Source organism: Mesorhizobium sp. M7A.F.Ca.MR.148.00.0.0 (assembly GCF_003997735.1).
GTDB lineage: Bacteria > Pseudomonadota > Alphaproteobacteria > Rhizobiales > Rhizobiaceae > Mesorhizobium.
On the sequence record NZ_RZTB01000050.1, the window covers coordinates 2,076 to 22,699 of the forward strand.

The 20,624-nt window shown below is 63.1% G+C and carries 16 protein-coding genes; 8 read left to right on the forward strand and 8 right to left on the reverse strand.

From position 1 onward, the window contains the following. The 3 genes from EOB49_RS37720 to EOB49_RS18965 form a co-directional block, all read right to left on the reverse strand. On the reverse strand, nucleotides 1-582 hold a 582-nt coding region (locus EOB49_RS37720; RefSeq protein ID WP_245472757.1), incomplete at its 3' end, for a homocysteine S-methyltransferase family protein. Further along, the gene (locus tag EOB49_RS18960; RefSeq protein WP_127381888.1) at nucleotides 579-3,032 is read right to left on the reverse strand and encodes an FAD-dependent oxidoreductase; all 2,454 of its coding nucleotides are present in this window, start codon (nucleotides 3,030-3,032) and stop codon (nucleotides 579-581) included. The genes EOB49_RS37720 and EOB49_RS18960, both read right to left, overlap by 4 nt. Before the next feature lie 20 nt (nucleotides 3,033-3,052). Further along, entirely contained in the window at nucleotides 3,053-3,616 is a 564-nt protein-coding gene (locus tag EOB49_RS18965) for an XRE family transcriptional regulator (protein WP_127381889.1), read from the reverse strand. Between the two features lie 204 nt (nucleotides 3,617-3,820). Between EOB49_RS18965 and EOB49_RS18970 the strand changes: the two genes are divergently transcribed. Then, nucleotides 3,821-4,525 carry a nitroreductase gene (locus tag EOB49_RS18970; RefSeq protein WP_164781734.1) on the forward strand — a complete coding sequence of 235 codons (705 nt, stop codon included), beginning with the start codon at nucleotides 3,821-3,823 and terminating at the stop codon, nucleotides 4,523-4,525. A gap of 39 nt (nucleotides 4,526-4,564) precedes the next feature. Here EOB49_RS18970 and EOB49_RS18975 read toward each other — a convergent pair whose 3' ends face one another. From EOB49_RS18975 to EOB49_RS18995, 5 genes are all read right to left on the reverse strand, one after another. Further along, the gene (locus EOB49_RS18975) at nucleotides 4,565-6,007 is read right to left on the reverse strand and encodes an MFS transporter (protein WP_127381891.1); all 1,443 of its coding nucleotides are present in this window, start codon (nucleotides 6,005-6,007) and stop codon (nucleotides 4,565-4,567) included. A gap of 175 nt (nucleotides 6,008-6,182) precedes the next feature. After that, nucleotides 6,183-6,785 (reverse strand): sarcosine oxidase subunit gamma, encoded by a 603-nt coding sequence (locus tag EOB49_RS18980; RefSeq protein WP_127381892.1) that lies wholly within the window; start codon nucleotides 6,783-6,785, stop codon nucleotides 6,183-6,185. Next, nucleotides 6,778-9,771: a sarcosine oxidase subunit alpha gene (locus tag EOB49_RS18985; RefSeq protein ID WP_127381893.1), complete on the reverse strand. Its 2,994-nt coding sequence runs from the start codon at nucleotides 9,769-9,771 to the stop codon at nucleotides 6,778-6,780. The genes EOB49_RS18980 and EOB49_RS18985 overlap by 8 nt, the downstream gene beginning before the upstream one ends. Continuing rightward, entirely contained in the window at nucleotides 9,768-10,082 is a 315-nt protein-coding gene (locus EOB49_RS18990; RefSeq protein ID WP_127381894.1) for a sarcosine oxidase subunit delta, read from the reverse strand. Before EOB49_RS18990 ends, EOB49_RS18985 begins: the two co-directional genes overlap by 4 nt. A gap of 17 nt (nucleotides 10,083-10,099) precedes the next feature. Further along, nucleotides 10,100-11,359 carry a sarcosine oxidase subunit beta gene (locus EOB49_RS18995; protein ID WP_127381895.1) on the reverse strand — a complete coding sequence of 420 codons (1,260 nt, stop codon included), beginning with the start codon at nucleotides 11,357-11,359 and terminating at the stop codon, nucleotides 10,100-10,102. Between the two features lie 241 nt (nucleotides 11,360-11,600). Here EOB49_RS18995 and EOB49_RS19000 point away from each other — a divergent pair, with 241 nt between their 5' ends. The 7 genes from EOB49_RS19000 to EOB49_RS19030 all read left to right on the forward strand — a co-directional run bounded on the left by EOB49_RS19000 (nucleotide 11,601) and on the right by EOB49_RS19030 (nucleotide 20,617). Continuing rightward, the gene (locus EOB49_RS19000) at nucleotides 11,601-14,087 is read left to right on the forward strand and encodes a mechanosensitive ion channel family protein (RefSeq protein WP_127381896.1); all 2,487 of its coding nucleotides are present in this window, start codon (nucleotides 11,601-11,603) and stop codon (nucleotides 14,085-14,087) included. A 156-nt stretch (nucleotides 14,088-14,243) separates the two neighbouring features. Then, nucleotides 14,244-14,507 (forward strand): hypothetical protein, encoded by a 264-nt coding sequence (locus tag EOB49_RS19005; RefSeq protein ID WP_164748978.1) that lies wholly within the window; start codon nucleotides 14,244-14,246, stop codon nucleotides 14,505-14,507. A 207-nt stretch (nucleotides 14,508-14,714) separates the two neighbouring features. Next, a complete protein-coding gene (locus tag EOB49_RS19010; protein ID WP_127330329.1) occupies nucleotides 14,715-16,148 on the forward strand; it encodes a UbiA family prenyltransferase in 1,434 nt (477 codons plus the stop codon). Nucleotides 16,149-16,150: 2 nt separating this feature from the next. Next, complete coding sequence (locus EOB49_RS19015; RefSeq protein ID WP_127381897.1) at nucleotides 16,151-17,503, forward strand: FAD-binding oxidoreductase; 1,353 nt, start codon at nucleotides 16,151-16,153, stop codon at nucleotides 17,501-17,503. Between the two features lie 124 nt (nucleotides 17,504-17,627). Continuing rightward, on the forward strand, nucleotides 17,628-18,077 hold the full coding sequence (locus tag EOB49_RS19020) for an EamA family transporter (protein ID WP_127330325.1): 450 nt from the start codon (nucleotides 17,628-17,630) through the stop codon (nucleotides 18,075-18,077). Beyond that, nucleotides 18,074-19,081, forward strand: coding sequence for an NAD(P)-dependent oxidoreductase (locus EOB49_RS19025; RefSeq protein ID WP_127381898.1), 1,008 nt, complete (start codon nucleotides 18,074-18,076; stop codon nucleotides 19,079-19,081). The genes EOB49_RS19020 and EOB49_RS19025 overlap by 4 nt, the downstream gene beginning before the upstream one ends. Nucleotides 19,082-19,186: 105 nt before the next feature. Continuing rightward, nucleotides 19,187-20,617, forward strand: a complete 1,431-nt coding sequence (locus EOB49_RS19030; protein WP_245472758.1) for an aspartate aminotransferase family protein — start codon at nucleotides 19,187-19,189, stop codon at nucleotides 20,615-20,617. The last annotated feature ends 7 nt before the right edge of the window (nucleotides 20,618-20,624 follow it).

Here is a 20,624-nt window from a genome sequence, read left to right on the forward strand (position 1 = left end):
TGCCAGGCCGTCGAGCGCGCTTGCCGCGGTGGCTATTGCTTCGCCGCTGCGCAGCCGCGGCTTGCCGTGGTCGGCCAGCGTCCACGACACCCATACCGGCTTGCCGCTTTCCGATGCCGCGGTGACCGCCGCGCGGGCTTCGTCCGCCGACGCCATGGTTTCACACAGGAACAGGTCGACGCCATCGGCCTGCTCGGCAACGATGCGGCGGTAAATATCGAGCGTGTCCTCGAAGGAAATGGTCAGTGCCGGTGCATAGCTGCCGAAAAGCGGCGATAGGCAACCGGCGATGGCTGCATCGCCGGCCTCGTCGCGGGCCTGCCTGGCCAATTCGATGCCGCGCTTCTGCAATGGCTTGAAGAGGTCTTGCGCACCTTCACGCGCCAGGCGTTCGGGCGTTGCCGAATAGGTGTTGATGGTGATCACGCGGGCGCCGGCGCGGATGAATTCCGCGTGCAGGTCGCGCACCAGATCAGGTTCGTCGATCAGCACCCTGGCCGACCATAGCGGCGTCGGCTCGGATTTGCTGCGGCGGACCAGTTCCTGGCCCATGCCGCCATCGGTGAGGATGGTTTTCTTCATGCGCGCAGCCTTTCGTTCTTCGGATCCCACAGCGGTTCATCCTTCTGCACGATCGCCTGAAAGCGGTCACCGAAGATTTCGACCTCGACTGATGTGCCTGGCTCGGCCAGATCGGCGCGCAGCATGCCGAGCGCGATCGATTTGTCGACCCGGTGGCCCCAGCCGCCGGACGTCGTCTCGCCGACGATCTTGCCGTCATGCCACAGCGTCGACACTGAAGGGGCGTCGCAGTCGCCCGGGTTCTCTATAACCAGCGTGACGAAGCGCTTCTTCACGCCTTGCTGCTTTTCGTTCTGGAGTGCAGCCTTGCCACGGAAATCGGGCTTGTCCCATTTGACGAAGCGCTCCAGCCCGCCCTGCAGGATCGAATAGTCGGTCGACAGGTCGCCCTTCCAGGTGCGGTAGCCTTTTTCAAGCCTGAGCGAATCCAACGCATACATGCCGAATGGCTTCAGCCCATGCTGCTGGCCTGCCGCGCAGACGGCGTCGAAGATGGCTGATGTGTCGTCCACCCTGGTGTGGATTTCCCAGCCGAGTTCGCCGGCGAAGGAGACGCGCACGAGTTTGGCCCAGCGACCGGCGATCTTGGTTTCCTGATGCGTCAGCCATGGCAAAGTGAGGTCGGCTTCGCAGACATCGGCGAGGATTTTCCGCGAGTTGGGGCCGGCCAGGATCTGGGTCGAGAATTCCTCGGTCCGGTCGATCAGCCTGAACGGCGCATCCTTGGGCATGCGCGACTTCAGCCATTCGAAATCGTGCCACTGCGCGACCGCCGCGGTGATCAGCGTCATCAGGTTGTCGTCGTGGCGCACCACGGACATTTCGGTGACGATGCGGCCCTTGTCGTCGGCGAAATAGACGAGACCGAGGCGGCCGGGCTTCGGCACCAGGCCGGTGACCTGCAGGCTCAGCCATTCGGCGGCACCCGGACCGTCGAGGTTGAAGCGCGAGAAGCCCGGCAGGTCCAAAATGCCGGCGGCGTCGCGCACGGCCAGGCATTCCTCGCGCACGCGATGATGCCACGGTCCGTCGCGGCGGAAGGTCAGCGTGGCTTCCTCGGAAATGTCATCGCCCTCTTGTGCGTACCAGGTGGCCCGCTCCCAGCCATTATAGGCGTCGAAGCGGCCGCCGAGCGCCTTGATGCGATCATGGATCGGCGACAGCTTGCGGTCGCGGCCTTCCGGCCAGGCATGGCGCGGGAACTGGATGGCATACTCGTTGCCGTAGATCTCCATGCCCTTGGCGACGCAATAGTCCGGCGCCGAGGCAAAGGAGGTGAAGCGGCGCGGGTCGCACGACCACATATCCCATTCGGTCTGGCCCTCTGTCACCCATTCGGCCAGCACCTTGCCGGCGCCGCCACCCTGGGCAATGCCGAAGGTGAAGACGCAGGCCTCGAAGGCATTGGGAACGCCGGGCATCGGGCCGATCAGCGGATTGCCGTCCGGCGTGTAGGGGATCGGCCCGTTGATGACCTTGGACAGGCCGGCGGTGCCAAGGATCGGCACGCGGGCGACGGCATCGGCCAGATAATGTTCCAGCCGGTCGAGGTCGTCGGGGAACAATTGAAAGGAAAAATCCTCCGGCATCGGGTCGTTGTGGGTGGCCCAATGCGCGCGGCAATTGCGCTCATAGGGGCCGAGATTCATGCCGTTCTTCTCCTGGCGCAGATAGTAGGAGGTGTCGACGTCGCGCAGCAGCGGCAGTTTCTTGCCCTGTTCCTTCGACCATGCCGCCAGTTCGGGAATCTCCTCGAACAATATGTACTGATGGCTCATCACCATCATCGGCACGTCGCGGCCGAACATCCGGCCGACTTCGGCGGCGCGGTAGCCGGCGGCATTGACGACGATCTCGCAGCGGATCTCACCTTGCGCCGTCTCGACCACCCACTCGTCGTTCTCGCGGCGCACGCCTGTGACCGGGCAGAAGCGGATGATCTTCGCGCCCATGTCGCGCGCGCCCTTGGCCAGCGCCTGGGTGAGCTGCGCCGGATCGATGTCGCCGTCGCTTGGGTCGTAGAGCGCGCCTTTCAAATCATGCGTCTCGATGAAGGGATAGCGGCGCTGGATCTCGTCGACGCCGACAATGTCGATGTCCATACCCTGGTAGCGGCCCATGCCCTTGGCGCGCTGAAATTCCTGCATGCGCTCTTTCGTGTGGGCAAGGCGCAGCGAGCCGGTGACGTGATAGTTCATGGGATAGTCGACCGCGTCGGCCAGCCCGCGATAAAGCTCGGTCGAATAGCGCTGCATGTTCATCAGCGACCAGGACGAGGAGAAAGTCGGCACGTTGCCGGCGGCATGCCAGGTCGAGCCCGAAGTCAGCTCGTTCTTTTCCAAGAGCACGCAGTCGGTCCAGCCCGCCTTGGCGAGATGGTAGAGCGCGGAGGTGCCGACGGCACCGCCTCCGATGATCACCACGCGCGCCGTGCTCGGCAAACCCGCCATGTTTTTCTCCAAACTTGAGCTCAATAGACGGGTGGTGAAACCACCCAGATGACAATTGCAGGCTCCGCGCCCGGATTGCGCCAGCGGTAAGGCTTGCCTTCGAAGCGAAAGGAGTCGCCTTCGCCAAGCCGATGCCAGACACCTCCGATCTCGATGTCGAACAGCCCGGAGGCGACGTATCCAGCTTCCTCGGTCGGCCGCTGCGCCTCGGCCTTCAGTTCCGCGCCCGGCGCGAAGACCGAACGCACCATCTCGAAGCTACCGCCGAGATCGGGCGACAGAAGCTCCTCCACCAGGCCGGATTCGCTTGTGCCAAGCGTGCGGCGCCTGCCAGCGCGCACGACCACGCCGCGCTCGCTTTCGACAGGTACGTCATGGCTGAAGAACAGGCTGATCGGCACGCCGAACAGTTCGGCGAAGGCTCGGAGGTCACCGAGCGATGGCGTCGACAGACCGCGCTCGACCTGGCTGATCCAGCCGACCGAACGGCCAAGCTTCGAGCCGATCTCGGCGAGTGTCAGCCCGCGCGCCTTGCGCAGGGCCCTGATATCGCCGGCCAGCACGCGTTCGTCAGGTACCTGCAATGTTCTAGCGGTAGTCGAAGGCAAAGCGCTCACTTTATGAAAAAATCTGGCCAAATTTCATGAGAAGCCAAGCTCATGAAAAAATCAAGTAGATTTTCACGGATGCACAAGATTTGCTTGCGCGATTTTGACGGTTCATGCAAAGGCTCCGCCGAGAGCGGCGAGTGGGGACGTCCGATCGAGACAAAGGGTAAGGGACGGCCCATGCTGGAAAATAATCCCCGAATCGCGGGCGATGCCGAGATTGTCGACGAGGCGATCCTGTCGCGCCGTTCGGTGCGCGCATTCCTGCCCGACATGGTCGACGACGACACCATCCGCGCCATTCTGGTGGTTGCGGCGCGTGCCCCATCCGGCACCAACATGCAGCCATGGAAGGTCTATGTCACCAAGGGCGAGAGCAAGCAGCGGATATCAGACGCCATTCTCAATTCCGGCATTCGCGCCGAAAAAGCTGATTGGGACGAGTACCGGTATTATCCCACACAGTTCTTCGAGCCGTATCTGACCCGCCGCCGCGCCAACGGTTTTGGCCTCTATGGCGCGCTCGGGATCGGTCGTCGCGAGGTCGACAAGATGCGCGCCCAGCACGACCGCAACTTCGTCTTCTTCGACGCCCCGGTCGGCATGATCTTCACCATCGACCGCCGGCTCAACCAGGGCTCGTGGATCGACTATGGCATGTTCCTGCAGAACATCATGGTCGCAGCTAGGGGCAGGGGTCTGCACACCTGTCCGCAGGCGGCCTTCGCGCCCTATCACCGGCAGATCAGGCCGGTGCTCGACATTCCGGACGAAGAGATCGTCGTCTGCGGCATGGCGCTTGGTTATGAAGATACGTCAAAACCTGAAAACGCCTTCCGCACCGACCGCGTGCCGCTGGAAGAATGGGTGACGTTCAGCGAGTAGCTCGGCTGGCAAAGGCCGCCTGACTATCGATGACATGCACTATTCGGTGTTCATCTGTGCGCCGTGGCCACTGACATGGGCACCGTCCTGTGGCGTCAGCTTGAGGTAGGCAAGCAGCGCGCAGAGCGTGATGATGCCCTCGATGACGAACAGGATGCGGAAATCGTCGGCGACGGCTGGACCGCCGCCGGCCAGAAATGACAATACCGCCGCAGCCAGGCCGACGCTGATCGCCACCGCCAGCTGCCATAATATGTAATAGAGCGCGCTGAAGCGGGCGAGCTGCTCGGGCGCGATGTCGGAATAGGCGAGATTGCCGGTCGAGGCCCATTGCGCGGAGCGGAAGACGCCGAAGACGAAGATGTAGGTCAGCACGATCCACGACGGCGTCGTCGCCTGCATCAAGGCGAAGCCGGCGACCGTCACGGCGACGATCGGGGTGTTGTAGACCAGCACGCGGCGAAAGCCGAAACGGTTGAGGACACGCGGCATGAAGAAGCGCATGGCCACGGAGCCGACCGCGGCGACGAAGGTCAGCGATCCCGCCTGCACCGCGCTCATGCCGAAGCCGAGCTGGAACATCAAGGGCAGCAGGAACACCACCGAGCTGAGGCCGATCGTGTCCAGTCCGCCGCCGGTGAGGAACGAAATGCGGAAGGTACGGATCCGCAACAGCTTGAGATCGAGCAGCGGATTGCGCACGCGCAGGCAGTAGAACGAGGCGATGGTCAGGATGACCAGCGCCAGCGCCAGTTCGGCGGCGATGATGCCGCCTGCGGCATCCTTGGCAGCAAGCGAATCCATGCCGAAGACGAGCAGGACCATGCCGCTGCCGACCAGCAGGAAGCCCGGAAAATCGAACGGCGTGCGCACGGGCTTGGTCATCGTCGAAAACAGCGGGGGGGCAAGAATTGCCGCCGCCAGCGCGAACGGCACGTTGATGAAGAAGATCCAGCGCCAGGAAATGTAGGTGGTCAGCGCGCCCCCGACGAGCGGACCGACCAACGGTCCGGACTGGCCGGCCAGCGAGATGTACATGTTGATCTTCAGCGTTCGGCTGCGCGGAAAGGTCGACAGGATGACGACCTGGCCGAGTGTGCCCATCAAGGCGCCGCCAAAGCCTTGCAGCGCACGCGCACCAACCAGCGTCCAGATGTTGTCGGACAGTCCGCAGAGCGCCGACGAGGCGGCGAACACCAGCAAGGCAAAACAGTAGACATTGCGCAGTCCGAAGCGGTCGGCGGCCCAGCCGCCAAGCGGCATCGAGATGATCAGGCTGGCGACATAGACGGTAATCAAGAGGCCGAGCTGGCTGGGCGGACGGCCGAGGCTTTCGCTGATGCCCGGCAGCGCGGTCACCACGACATTCTGGTCGAGGCTGGTCATGAACACGCCGCAAGCAACCGTCAGCGGCAGCAGGAGCAGGGCTCTGGCCGGCATATCGGCGCGATCCGTGGCGCCGGCGGATAGTTCTGCGGTCATGGAGATGTTCGAACCAAACGAATGTGCCGACTCTTGAAGAAGGGATTTCATATCCCTCGGGCCGGTTGGGCGGCCACGTTTCCGCACCATGGGCGCCGGCGGCCCGATTCTCTAGCGGCAGAAGCGGCTGGCGTTGATGCCAGATGTGGGCAACGCGGCCATCCGGCCGCGCCGCCTACTGCACCTCATAGCCGACTTCCTCGCTGGCATGGCAGAGCGCCTTCCAGAAAGAGCGTGCGAACGAGCGGAAGACATAGATGTCGAACTGGTCGGCGCTGGTGCGCTGGATCTGGGCGAAGATGTCGTGATGAGTGGTCGAGCGGCCGGCGCCGACCGAAAAGGCCGGCAGCGCAAAATCGATGGCGAAGAATTTCGCCAGCACCCATTCGGCCTTCGGCCCGGCAATGCGGATGGCGGTGCGGCCGTGCGAGAGGTCGGTCACGGTGCCAATGGCGGGGGTCACCACTTTGGCAAAGGCCGCAGCCAGGCCTTCGGCTTCATCGGCAACGGTGAACTTTCCCGGCGCGAAGCCGAACACCGATTTCACGCCGTCGCTCAAGCCGCCGCCGGCGCCATCGGGCAGGGCAAGCCCGGTGACGGTGCGGATGGCTGCTATCAGCTTCTTCTCCTCGCCGGGCCACGCGGCGAGCTGCACGATCGAGCCCGGCCTTGTCTCGGTCAGGATGATCTCGACGCCGTGCTCGAAATTGCCGTGCGAGCCGACATGGAATTCAGGCTCAAGCGGCGACAAGGGTTCGGGTGATTGGCGCTCAACCATGCATGCGGCTCCCGTCCGGATCGAAGAAGTGGTTGGAGACGATCTCGACCGGTCCGAACCGGTTGCGCAGGGGATCGGAGACATGAGCGCGCGTGCCCTGCCGTGCCTTGCCGCCCTTGACCAGCGCCAGCGCGATATGCCTGCCGAGCGCCGGTGAATAGCAGCAGGCGGTGATGTGACCGATCGAGCCGTGCGGATTGGCCTCGTCAACCTCCTCGACGATGTGCGCGCCGCCATTGAACGGCCGGTTGTCGAGGGCGATCAGGCCGACCAGTTCCAGGCGATCAGACGCGATCAGGCCTTCGCGGTCCATCATTGCCGAGCCGATGAACGGCTTCTTCTTCGACAGCATCCAGTCGAGATGCAGGTCGCGCGCCGTGGTGCGGCCGTCGATCTCGGCGCCGGTGACATGGCCTTTTTCGATGCGCATGGTGCCCAGCGCTTCAAGCCCGTAGGTGACCAGCCCGAACGGCTTGCCTGCTTCAACAAGCGCTTCCCAGACATGGGTGCCGTACCCGGCGCCGGAATAGACCTCGAACGCCATTTCACCCGAGAAGGACAGCCGGCAAATCATCACCGGCACGCCTGATATTTCGCCACGTACGATACCCATGAAGGGCAAGGCGGCGTTGTCGACCGATGTGCCTGTGACACAGGCGGCGAGAATCTCCCTGGCCTTCGGCCCGCCGATCGCGGCCCCCGCCCATTCGTCGGTCACCGAGGTGACATGCACCTTCAGCTCCGGCCAGATCACGTCGAGGAAATATTCCAGATGCTGCATCACCTTGCCGGCATTTGCGGTGGTGGTGGTCATCAGGAAGTCCTGCTCGCCGAGCCGCCAGGTTGTGCCGTCGTCGAAGGCCAGGCCGTCCTCGCGCAGCATCAGACCGTAGCGGGCCTTGCCGACGGGCAGCGTCGAAAACATGTTGGTGTAGACGCGGTCGAGGAATGCGGCGGCGTCGGGGCCCTGCACGGCAATCTTGCCCAGTGTCGAGACATCGACGATCCCTGCGCTTTCGCGCGTCGCCTTGGCTTCGCGCACATAGGCCTGCTCGACCGTTTCGCCGGCATGGCCGTAGATCATCGGGCGATACCAGAGGCCGGCTGAATACATGGTCGCGCCGTTGGCCAGATGCCAATCATGCATCGGGGTCAATCGTTCGGGCTTGAGATCGCCAAAACGTTCCGCCGCCAGCGAGCCGATCGACACCGGCGCAAAGGGCGGCCGGAAGCGCGTCGTGCCGACTTCGGGGATGGGCTTGCCCAGGGCTTCGGCCATGATGGCAAGGCCGGGCACGTTGGAGCTCTTGCCCTGGTCGGTCGCCATGCCGAGCGTGGTGTAGCGTTTCAGATGCTCGACCGAGACAAAGCCTTCCCGGTGGGCCAGCCGCACGTCCTCTGCCGTCACGTCGTGCTGGAAGTCGACAAAGCTCTTGCCCTTGGCCCTGATCTCGAACACCGGCGCGGGATCGGGATCGCCGGGCACGGCTTCCACCACCGGCAATACAGAAGGCGCGCTGGGGCCACCGGCTGCGGCAAGGCCCGCGGCGCGGCCTTCGGCGATGGCTTCGGCGGTGGAGAAACTGCCGGTGAAGGCGCCGGCGCCGATCCAGCTCTGTGTTGGCTTCGGCGGCAGGAAGGCCTGCCGCGCGGCATTCCATTCCGCCTTGGCGCCGGCCTGGCTGGCCAGATGGATGGTCGGCGACCAGCCGCCGGACATCAGCAGGCAATCGGCGTGGATACTGCGGGCATCACCTATGAGTGCGCCATTGGCCATATCGAAGCGTTGCAGTTTGAGGCCGGACAGCGCCTTTCCGCCTTCGGTGGCGACGACGGCATGGCCAGCGAAGATCTCGGCCTCGGCTTCCGCAGCCAGCTTGCGCATCTCCGGCGAAAGTTCCGGCCTGACATCGGCGATAGCGACGACCGCGGCACCGGCCTTCTTCAAGGCGACGGCCGCCCGATAGGCGCTGTCATTGTTGGTGAACAGCGCTATCCGCTCGCCCGGCAGCACGCCGAATTCGTTGGCATAGCGCTCGGCTGCATGCGCCAGCATCACGCCTGGCCGGTCATTGCCGGGGAACACGAGCGGCCGCTCGAACGCACCGGTGGCCAGGACCACGGATTTGGCACGGATCGCCCAATAGCGATGGCGCGGCTCGCCCTTGCCTGGCTGATCCTTGTGGTCGCTGACCCGTTCGAGCGCGGCAAGCGTGTTGTTGTCGTAGTAACCCCACACCGTGGTGCGCGGTAGAAGCCGGACATTGTCGCGGCCTGCGAGCTGGGCGACCGCGCGCCGCGCCCAGTCGGCGGCAGGCGCGCCATCGATGCTTTCCTCGGACCAGTTGGCCGAACCACCGAAAAGCGGCTCGAGATCGGCCAGCATGACGCGCGCTCCCTGATCGGCGGCGGTCCTGGCGGCCATCAGGCCGGCCGGGCCGGAGCCGACCACCAGCACGTCGCAAAAGGCGTTCATGCGCTCATAGCGGGCCGGGTCTTTCGCCGTTCCGGCGCTGCCGAGACCGGCGGCGCGGCGGATGAAATGCTCACAGAACATCCAGAAACGCGTGCCTTTGAGCGGGCCGAACACCGGTCCCATGAAGGTCTTGTAGTAGAAGCCGGTCGACAGGATGTTGCCGCCGAGCTGGTTGACGGCGTTGATGTCCCAGGCAAGCGAGGGAAAGCGGTTCTGGCTGATGGCAACCAGGCCGTCATGGATTTCGACCATGGTCGCCGGAATGTTGGGCTCGCGAACCTCGCCCTTCAGCACCGTCACCAGCGCGTTGGGTTCCTCGACGCCGGCTGTGAGCAGGCCGCGCGGGCGGTGGTATTTGAACGAACGTCCGTAAAGCGTGACGCCCTTGGCCAGCAGGGCCGACGCCAGCGTGTCGCCGGCATGGCCGGTGTAGGCCGTGCCGTCGAAGGTGAAGCGGATGGTTTTCAGCCGGTCGATGCGGCCGCCGGTATCGGCGCGGCGCGGGCTCATGCCTTGTCCTCCGCCTTGCGGCGCGCGGCGGAGCCATGATCGCCGCGCCCTTGATGATCACCGCGCACGAAGGCAACGCTGGAAATCTCATGCGTCAGCGTGTTGCGCACGACGCGCAGATGCGCGCGGCAGCCGCCGGAATGCTGCCAAATCTCGTTGTGATCCCCGGCCGGGTTCAGCCTGTCATAGACATAGGCATTCCACGCCTCGAAATTCTGAGAGGCAGGATCGGGACGCTCGCGGTTGCCGTCACCCTGATAGGTGAACTCGATGACGTCGCGCGGACCGCAATAGGGGCAAGTGATCAACATTGAACTCTACCTAATGCCTAATGCAGCCGGGGGTTTGCACCCTGGCCCTTGTCGTCGATCACCAGGCCGCGGTGGAAGCGGTCGAGGGTGAAGGGGGCGTTGAGATCGTGCGGCTGGTCCTTGGCGATGGTCCAGGCGAAGCACCAGCCGGAAGCCGGCGTCGCCTTGAAGCCGCCATAGCACCAGCCGCAGTTGAGATACATGCCGGGCAGGGGGCCGGTGGTGATGATCGGCGAGCCGTCCATCGACATGTCGCAGACGCCGCCCCAGGAGCGCAGCATGCGCACGCGCGCAAGGCCCGGAAACAGCGCCAGCATTTCGCTCATCACCTCGTCGACGACAGGCAGATTGCCGCGCTGGGCGTAGCTGTTGTAGCCGTCGATGTCGCCGCCATAGATGAGGCCGCCCTTGTCCGACTGCGACATGTAGAAATGGCCCATGCCGAAGGTGACGACGGTGTCGATGAAGGGTTTCAGCGATTCCGTGACGAAGGCCTGCAGCACATGGCTCTCGATCGGCATCGTCTCGATGCCGGCCATCTGCATGACCCGTCCGGTGCTGCCGGCGACCGCCACGGCCACCTTCCTGGCGCGGATGTCGCCGCGCGACGTGGTGACGCCTGATATACGGTCGCCATCGCGCAGAAAGCCGGTGACCTCGCAATTCTCGATGATGTCGACGCCGCGCCGGTCGGCGCCGCGCGCGTAGCCCCAGGCCACCGCATCGTGGCGGGCGGTGCCGGCGCGGCGCTGCATCAAGCCGCCGACCACCGGGAAGCGCGCGCTGTCGGAGACATCGAGCGCCGGGATCAGACGTTTGATCTCAGCCTTCGTCATCAGTTCGGCGTCGACGCCGAGATGGCGCATGGCGTTGCCGCGCCTTGCATAGTCGTCGAACTGGGCCGGCGTGTGCGCCAGGTTCAGGCAGCCGCGCTGCGAGAACATGACGTTGTAGTTGAGCTCATGCGAGAGGTTCTCCCACAGCTTCATCGAGTGTTCGTAGAAGCGGGTGTTGGCCGGCAGCAGGTAGTTCGAGCGCACCGCCGTGGTGTTGCGGCCGACATTGCCGGAACCGAGCCAGCCCTTTTCCACAACGGCGACATTGGTGATGCCGTGTTCCTTGGCAAGATAATAGGCGGTCGCCAGCCCATGACCGCCGCCACCGATGATTATGACGTCATAGGACGCTTTCGGGTCAGGCTTGCGCCATGCCGGCTTCCAATCCTTGTTTCCCTTGAGCGCGTTCGCGAGCAGCGAAAAGGCCGAGTACTCTGCCATTGATGTCATCCGGTTCGGGCGATGCGGCAGACTATAGAGCAGGCCGCACCCGCAAAGCCAATATTGCGCCATCGCCTTTCGACTGGCCGACGCTTGAAATGGATCGATGGGGGTGAGTGATCGGCTGGCGCCAATGATCGGATGGGCTCGCGATACGACGGCTTGCCCCAGGATAGGGCCGTCTTTATCAAGGACAGGCTTTTTCAAATTGCCTTTGCCGCCGATGAGTCGCCAACAAATCATGCTTTTCCGATTGCTTCGTCTCATTTTGCTCCTCGCGCTTGTCGTTTCGGCGCCGATGTCGTTCGACGCGGCTGCACAAGGGCTTGGCCAGGCGCCAGCCGGGCTGGTCGCCGACCAGCAGAAGATCCTGCAGGACCTGACGACCAAGACCGACAATCTGGAAAAGAAGATCCAACAGGACGCCGAGGAGGATAGCAGCCTTGTCGATATCCGCTTGCAGCTCGAGGAGTTGTCGCGGCAATCGCTGAACAGCGCACTGGCCTTCCGCACGCGTCTTGGCGAGATCAACAGCCGTCTTGAGCAGCTTGGCGCGGCACCTGCGGCGGGTCAGCCGCCGGAGCCCGACATCGTCAGCGGCGAACGCCAGGCGCTGGTGTCGGAAAAGGCCGAGATCAATGCGGTCATCTCGCAGGCCCAGGCCCTGTCGATCCGCATCAGCGGGCTGATCGATAAGATCGGCAATATGCGCAGCGAGTTGTTCCGCAACCTTTTGACCAAACGCTACGTGCTGTCGGATGCGCTGAGCCCGCAGGTTTTCTCCGACGCCCAGGACGAATACACCAATCTGTACAAGGCGGTGTCTTCCTGGCTGAGCTTCGCTTTCAAGTTCAAGTTCCAGGCCATCCTCGCAGCGACCTTCGTGGCGCTCGGGCTGGCCCTGGTGCTGCTGGTCGGCGGCAGGCGGCTGTTCGGGAGGGTGTTCGAAGCCGATCCCTCCAATGAAGACCCGTCCTATCTCAGCCGCTTATCGGTGGCTTTCTGGTCAACCTTGCTGCCAACGCTGGCGGTTGCCGCCTTTCTGGGATCGACGATTTTCTTCTTCAATTATTACAATGTGTTGCGTGGTGATATTGGCCTGTTCCTCAATGCATTGGCGACCGCCATCGGCGTGGTGTTCTGCGTCAACCGGCTGACCAATGCGGCGCTGGAGCCGCGGCTGCCAAACTGGCGCCTTATCCCGGTCGAAACGGGGCCGGCGCGCTGGCTGGTGCGCCTGACCACCGCCATGGCCGTGGTCATCAGCGTCAACACCTTCCTGTCGGTGATCAACGACAAAATGGGCTCGCCGCTGTCATTGACCATTGCCCGCAGTTTCGGCGCAACCATCATCGTCGGCGTCATCCTGATCCTGATGGCGATGCTGAGGCCATTCAAGGCGCGTGATGGAAGTTGGCGGCCGTGGCCGGCATGGCTGCGCTATACGGCGCTTGCACTCGGTCTTTTCACCATCGTCGCGGCGCTGCTTGGTTACATCGGCCTCGCTCTGTTCGTTTCGCTGCAGGTCGTCGTTACCGGCACCGCGCTGATCACCGCCTATATCGGTTTCCTGTCGGCACAGGCGATCGGCGAGGAGGGTGCTTTCGCCAACACGACCGTCGGGCGCTGGCTGTCGGCCAAATCCAGCTACGAGGATACGGCCCTCGACCAGCTCGGCCTTGTCGTCAGCGTTGCCATCAATGTGATGATCGTGCTGGTGTTCCTGCCGCTGATCCTGCTGATGTGGGGTTTCCAGCTGGGCGATATCCAGGCTTGGGCCTACAAGCTCGCAACCGGGATCAACATCGGGTCGGTGACCATTTCGGTGACCGGCATCCTCTCCGGCATCGTCGTCTTCATCATAGGCTATTTCCTGACGCGCTGGTTCCAGGGCTGGCTCGACGGTTCGGTGATGGCGCGTGGCAAGGTCGATACCGGCGTGCGCAACTCGATCAGGCTGGCGGTCGGCTATGCCGGCGTCGCGCTCGCGGCACTGGTCGGCATCTCGGCGGCGGGCATAGACCTGTCCAGCCTGGCGCTGGTCGCCGGCGCTCTTTCCCTCGGTATCGGCTTTGGCCTGCAGAACGTGGTGTCCAATTTCGTTTCCGGCCTGATCCTGTTGGCCGAGCGGCCATTCAAGGTGGGCGACTGGATCGTTGCCGGCGATGTCAGCGGCACAGTCAAGAAGATCAGTGTGCGCGCCACCGAGATCGAGACCTTCCAGCGGCAATCGGTGATCCTGCCCAATTCAAACCTGATCAACAACGCCGTCGGCAACTGGACGCACCGCAACAAGCTCGGCCGCATCGACATCAAGGTCGGCGTCGCTTACGGCAGCGACGTCAAGCAGGTTCATGCCGTCCTGCTGGAGATCGCCCGCAGCCACCCGATGGTGCTGAAGAACCCCGAACCCTTCGTGCTGTTTTCCAATTTCGGCCCTGCCGCTCTGGAATTCGAGATCCGCGTGTTTCTGGCCGATGTGATGAACGGCAACATCGCGCAGAACGACATCCGTTTTGCCGTCCTCGAAAAATTCAGCAGCGAACACATCGAGATGCCCTCGACGCCGCGCGCCGTGGGCGAGGCCCATAAGCCCAAGGCGTGGCCGACAGACGACGACAAGATCGAGGCCGACTTCGCCGAACAGGAGCAGATAAAGGCCGAAGCCGAGGCGGAGAAGAAGCGGCTGGTCAAGTCCCGCAAAACCAAGAAGCCAGATCCGGACTAAGCTGGGACTCCGTCGACCTTGATCCTGCCGAAACCGATTGCGGCATGAATGCGGCATTCAGTTGCGGTTCAGCTTCCATCTCCTATAAGCTCCCATGCAAAGGCGAAATTGCCTTGCGAAATGCAACAGAGGCGGTGGGAACACCGATATTGCACCATGTGGAAGTCTCTCGTCGCTGCCGTCGCCCTGGTCGCCGCCATCGGCTCGGTCCATGCCGCAAGCGCGGTCAACAAGGACGCCGAGACCCGCACGCTGGTCGTGACCGAGGGCGGCAGCAAGACCGACCTCGCGCTGGCTGGCGGCGAAACGGTTGAGTTCTGCCCGAATGGCTGTTTCGTCACCTTGCCGAACGGCGACCTCGAAGCTCTGACCGGTTCGGAAACCATCGAAATCTCGGGCGGCGTCGCCCGAATCAAGTAATTCCGATTGGCATATCTTGAGGGGCCGGGCATTTGCTCGGCCTTTTATCTTTTCCGGTAGCAGTTGCTTAACAATGACGCGGGAAATACCGTCACGGCAGCCGTCTGCAACCGGGCGTTTTAACGTTCGCTACGCCATCGCCCGCTATACCAGCCTCAAGACGCCGGAAAGCGGCGCGCAACTCTACGCGGGCAGGGCAGGACGGACATGGATGCGCGGTCGGACAGGAACGCAATACCGCTTGCGGTCGATCTCGACGGCACGCTGATCGCGACCGACCTGTTGTGGGAAGGGCTGTTCATCCTTCTCAAGAAGAACCCGCTCTATATCTTCCTGGTACCGTTCTGGATCGCCGGCGGGCCGGCGCGGCTGAAGCAGGCGATCGCTCAACGCATCGACATCGATCCGGCATCGCTGCCCTATCGCGAGGTGCTGCTTTGCCGCCTCCGGACCGAACACGCCGAGGGCCGCAAGATCGTGCTGGCTACCGGTACGCCGCGCAAGTTCGCCGACGCCATCGCGGCCCATCTCGGCATTTTCGACCAGGTGCTGGCCACCGATGGTCTCGCCAATCTCACCTCGGGCAGGAAGCGCGCCTCGCTGATCGCAGCCTATGGCGATGGCGGTTTCGACTATGCCGGCAACAGCCGTCACGATCTCCAGGTCTTCGATGCAGCGCGCAACGCGATCGTCGTCGCGCCCGACCGCCATGCCGCGCGCTGGCAGGCCGCACATGGCGCCGAGACGATGCCGGCGCCGAAGCCGACTTTGCGGACCATCGTCAAGATGCTGCGTGTCCATCAGTGGCTGAAGAATTCGCTGATCGCAGTGCCGATGGTGCTCTCGCATGAATATTTCAACACCGACATGATCTGGCAATGCCTGCTGGCATTCGTCTCGTTCAGTGCGGTGGCGTCGGCCATCTATATCCTCAACGATTTCTTCGACCTCGCGCTCGATCGCAAACACCTCACCAAGCGCAACAGGCCGTTCGCCAGCGGTGCGCTGTCGATCCCGTTCGGACTTGGCGCGATCGCGGTGCTTCTGGCGATCGGCATCGGCACCGGGCTGTTCCTGTCGCCCGAATTCATGGCTGTGCTCGGCGGCTATATGGTCGTCACAACGGCCTATTCGCTGTCGTTCAAGCGCATGCTGCTGGTCGATGTGCTGACACTCGCCGGCCTCTACACGATCCGCGTCCTGGCCGGTGCGGCGGCGACCGGCGTCGACGTCTCGTTCTGGCTGCTGGCCTTCTCTATCTTCTTCTTCCTGTCGCTGGCGCTGGTGAAGCGCTTCGTCGAACTGCGCACCACCGCCATTCCGCCTGGCGAGCGCATTGCCGGTCGCGGCTATCGCACCGAAGACCAGGAAATCGTCGCCCAGGCCGGCATGGCCTCGGCCTTCTCCTCGGCGCTGGTGCTGGCGCTCTACATGGACAGTGTCGCGGTGCGCGAGCTCTATCCGCATCCGTGGCTGATCTGGCCGCTGGCACCGATCGTGCTTTATCTCACCATGCGCGTCTGGATCCTGGCGCGCCGCAACGAGATGCATGACGATCCGGTCGTCTTCATCATCCGCGACTGGCGCAGCCAGATCGTTGTGCTGATCGGTGCGGTGATGCTGGTCATCGGGGGCTGGTAGGCATGGCCACTGAGCGGTTCCCGAGCTTTGGCCTTGCTACGCCGCCGGCGCCGCGCGCCATCGGTGCCGACGAGGCTATCTCGCTGCTGAAGGGCGGTCAGGCCAAGCCAGCGTCACTGCTTGCCTACGGCAATGGCCGCTCCTACGGCGATTCCTGCCAGAACGCGGCCGGCGCGGTCGTCGACATGCGTTCGCTGAATAGGATCCGCGCCTTCAACGCCGAAACCGGTGTTCTCGAGGCCGAGGCCGGCGTGCTGTTGTCCAACATCATCGCCCACGCTGCCCCACACGGCTTCTTCCCGGCGGTTGTGCCAGGCACGCAATTCGTCACGCTCGGTGGCGCCATCGCAAACGACGTGCATGGCAAGAACCATCATCGGCGCGGGACATTCGGCTGCCATGTCGAGAGCTTCACGCTGCTCAGGTCCGACGGAAAGACCCACCGCTGCTCGGCATCGGACAATGCGCGGCTGTTTGCGGCAACGATCGGCGGCATGGGGCTGACCGGCCTCATCCTGTCGGCCTCGATCCGGCTGATGCGGGTGCATTCGCTCGACATCGTCGAAAAGGCGACCCCGTTTCGCGATCTCTACGAATTCTTCGGTTTGGCCGAGGCGGCCGATCAGGCCAATGAATATGCGGTCGCCTGGATCGACCAGTTGGCCGATGGCCGCAACAGCGGTCGCGGCCTGCTGTTCACTGGTAATCACGCCGAGCACGGCTCGCATGCCGCCTCGCGCGTCGGCGGCAATTTCTCGGTGCCGGTCCAGCCGCCATTCAGTGTGCTCAACCGGCCGTTCCTGACCGCCTTCAGCGCTGCCTACAGGTGGAGGAAGAGCCGGGCAACCGTGCCGCGCCAGGCCGGATATCAGGGCTTCTTCTTCCCGCTCGACGGCGTGCGCGACTGGAACCGGCTTTATGGGCCGAAAGGGCTTTTCCAGCACCAGAGCGTGGTGCCGGAAGAGACGGCGCGCGAGGCCGTGCCGGCATTGCTGGCGGCTGCAAGGCAAGCCGGGCAGGGCTCGTTCCTCACGGTGCTGAAACGCTTTGGCTCCATCCGCTCGCCGGCACTGCTGTCGTTTCCGCGTTCCGGCTACACGCTGACGCTGGATTTCCCCAACAGGGGTGCCGCGACGCTGACATTGCTGCGGCAACTCGACCGCATCACGGTCGAGGCCGGCGGCGCGGTCAATCCATACAAGGACGCCCGCATGGGGGCCGAGATATTCGCCTCGTCCTTTCCCGAATGGCAGCGGCTGGAAGAGCTCCGCGACCACGCCTTCATGTCTGACTTCTGGGCGCGCACCGCGAAGAGGTTGGATGCGCGACGAGGCTCGGTCGAGGCGGCCGAATAGATAAAACTCGAATAATTCCTGGTTAATTGATGCTTAATAACGCGATTTACTCAAAATATTGTTGGGACTTCACCAAATGTTTGCGGGTTTGTAGTAGGAATCGCGAAGGGGTGGCTTGGAACGCATGAAATACATCGTCTTCATTCTCTTTACAGTCATGACCAATGCCGCCGCGCAGCTGATGCTGAAGCAAGGCATGATGTCGCTCGGGCCGATCTCGTTCGAGGGCGTCAATCCGCTCGTCAAGTTGCTGCAGATCGTTTTCAGCCCCTGGGTGTTCCTTGGCCTGTGTACCTTCGTCATCTCTATGGCATCGCATCTCTATGTGCTGTCCAAGGTCGAGCTCTCCTTCGCCTATCCGTTCCTCAGCCTCGCCTATGTTGCCGTCGCCATCTTCGCTTATTTCGTCTTCCGCGAGGACCTCAATGGCTGGCGCATCGCCGGCATCGCCTTCATCTGCGTCGGCACGGTGCTGATCGCCCAAAGTGGCCGAGATTTGGGTGGTCGAGGGCATGAGGACCAGACCGCTTCCATCACGCCCGACAAGATTCACGCAAACGAGATCGTTCGATGAGACATGTGATTTTCGGCGGCGACGGTTTCGTCGGCCGCCATCTCGCCCCGAAACTTGTGGCCGATGGCGAAGAGGTCGTCGTCGCCGATATCGTCAAAAGCGACCTGCCGCATTACCGCAATGCCCGCTTTGTCCAATGCGACGTCACCGATCCGGCATCGGTCGCGGCGGTTGGGCTGAAGGCCGGCGACATGGTCTATAATCTGTCGGCCAAGATGCTGTCGCCGATCCAGGTGCGCGCCAAGCGGCACGATTTCTTTTTCCCGGTGAATTTCCACGGCACCGAGCACATCATGCAGGCCATGGACGGAGCCGGTGCGTCAAAACTCGTCCACTACACGACTGACATGATCTACGGCCACACGGTCACGCAGCCGATGACCGAGGAGCATCCGGTGGCGCCGCTGGGCGAATATGGCTGGTCGAAGCAAAAGACAGAGGAGTTGGCGGCCGAATGGCGCAAGCGCGGCATGTCGATCTCGCTGCTTCGCCCGCGCCTGATCATCGGCCCAGGCCGGCTCGGCATCCTGGAAAAGCTGTTCAAGCTGATCGACTGGAACCTTCCCGTACCGATGATCGGCTCGGGCAAAAACCCGTATCAGTTCATCTCGGTGTTCGACTGCGCCGAGGCCGCGCGTGCGGCCTGGAAGGCCGGTGTGCCTAATGAGGCCTATAATCTGGGTTCGCTCAACCCGCCGCCGGTCAAGAAATTGCTCGGCGATTTGATCCGGCATGCCGGCTCGAAATCGATCCTGATCCCGACACCGGGCTGGGCGGTCAAGCGCACGCTGGACCTGCTCGACCTCTTGAACATGCCGATCATGGACCCGGAACAGTATCTGATCGCCGACGAGGACTGCGTGCTCGACGTGTCCAAGGCCGGGCGCCAGCTCGGCTGGGTGCCGCAATATCGCGACGAGGACATGCTGATCGCCGCCTACAGCGAGTACCGCGCAAAGAAAGCCGGCCACGCAGTCGCCACCAAACATGTGCCCGCCGAATAGCGGCTCGCAAAAACAGCTTTCGTTGCGCTCGATCCTGGTCGTGCGTGCAGACAGGAGATTGAAATGACCGTCATGGCCAAGCCCGAACAGACCAATTTGCGCACCATGGTCAGCGCGCCGTCGCTATCGCCCGCCACCATCGCCAAGCCCGATTTGATCAGCGTCGAGCAGGCCAAGGCGATGGACGTTGCCCGCATGACCGACCTGTTCAAGGCGCATCTCAACCCCGGCCAGCTGCCCTTCATGAAGCTGCTCGGTTTCCACAAGATCAAGATCGAGCGTGCCGAAGGCATGTTCTACATCGACCAGAACGGCCGCAAGATCCTCGACTTCTTCGGCGGCTTCGGTTCGCTGGCCTTCGGCCACAATCATCCGCGCATTCTGGAAGCACGCAAGAAATTCCAGGAGGAGAAGCGCCAGGAAATCGCCATCGCCTTCATGTCGCAATATGCGGCAGCGCTTGCGCACAACATCGCCAAATGCTCGCCCGGCGATCTCGACATGGTATTTTTGGGCTCGTCCGGTTCGGAAGCGATGGAAGCGGCGGTGAAGCTCGCCGAGCGCGCGGCCGGTCCGAAGCGGCCGAAGATCGTCTATGCCGAGAATTCCTTCCACGGCAAGACCAAAGGCGTGCTGGGCATCACCGACGGGCAGCTTTACCGCGCGGACTTCAAGGTGGCCGAAAACACGGTCCGCATCCCGTTTGCCGACATCGAGGCGGTCGAGCGCCTGTTCCGCTCCGATCCGGAGATCGGGGTCATCGTGCTTGAAACCATCCAGGGCGGTGGCGGCATCATCCAGGCGCCGGCCGAATATTGGCAGAAGCTGCGCGCACTGTGCGACCAGTATGGCGTGTTGTGGGTCGCCGACGAAGTGCAGTGCGGCTATGGCCGGTCAGGCCGCTTCTATGCTTTTGAGCATTACGGCGTCATTCCCGATGTGACGGCGCTGGCCAAATCGCTTGGCGCCGGCAAGGCCGCGGTCGGCGCGATGATCGCGCGGCGCGAGGTTTATATGAAGGCCTATGGCACGCCGAAAACGGCGATGATCCATGCCATGGCGACCTTCGGCGGCATGGGCGAGGCCTGCGTCACCTCGATCGAGGGGCTCAACGTGCTCTACGACGAGGGGCTGATCGACAATGCCGCCGTCACCGGCGACTATTTGCTGCAGCGCCTGCAGGCGCTCAGGGAAAAGTACCCGAAGATCATCAAGGAGGTGCGCGGCAAGGGTTTTATGATCGGCCTGGAGTTCCACGACTTCTCGCAGACCTTGCCGATGGTGCTGCGGCCGATCGTCAGCGTGCTCGACGACAAGCTGAAGGGTTCGCTGTCGGGCTTCATCGGGGCGCTGCTGCTGCGCGACTACGATGTGCTGGTCGCCTTCACCGAATACAACCGCAACGTCATCCGGCTCGAGCCGCCGCTGATCTGCCAGCGCGAGCATGTCGACCGCTTCGTCGATGCCTTCGACAGCCTGCTGTCGCGCGGCATCGTGGGAATCGTGAAGGATTTCGTCAAAAGCCAGGTCCGTTAAGCGCTCG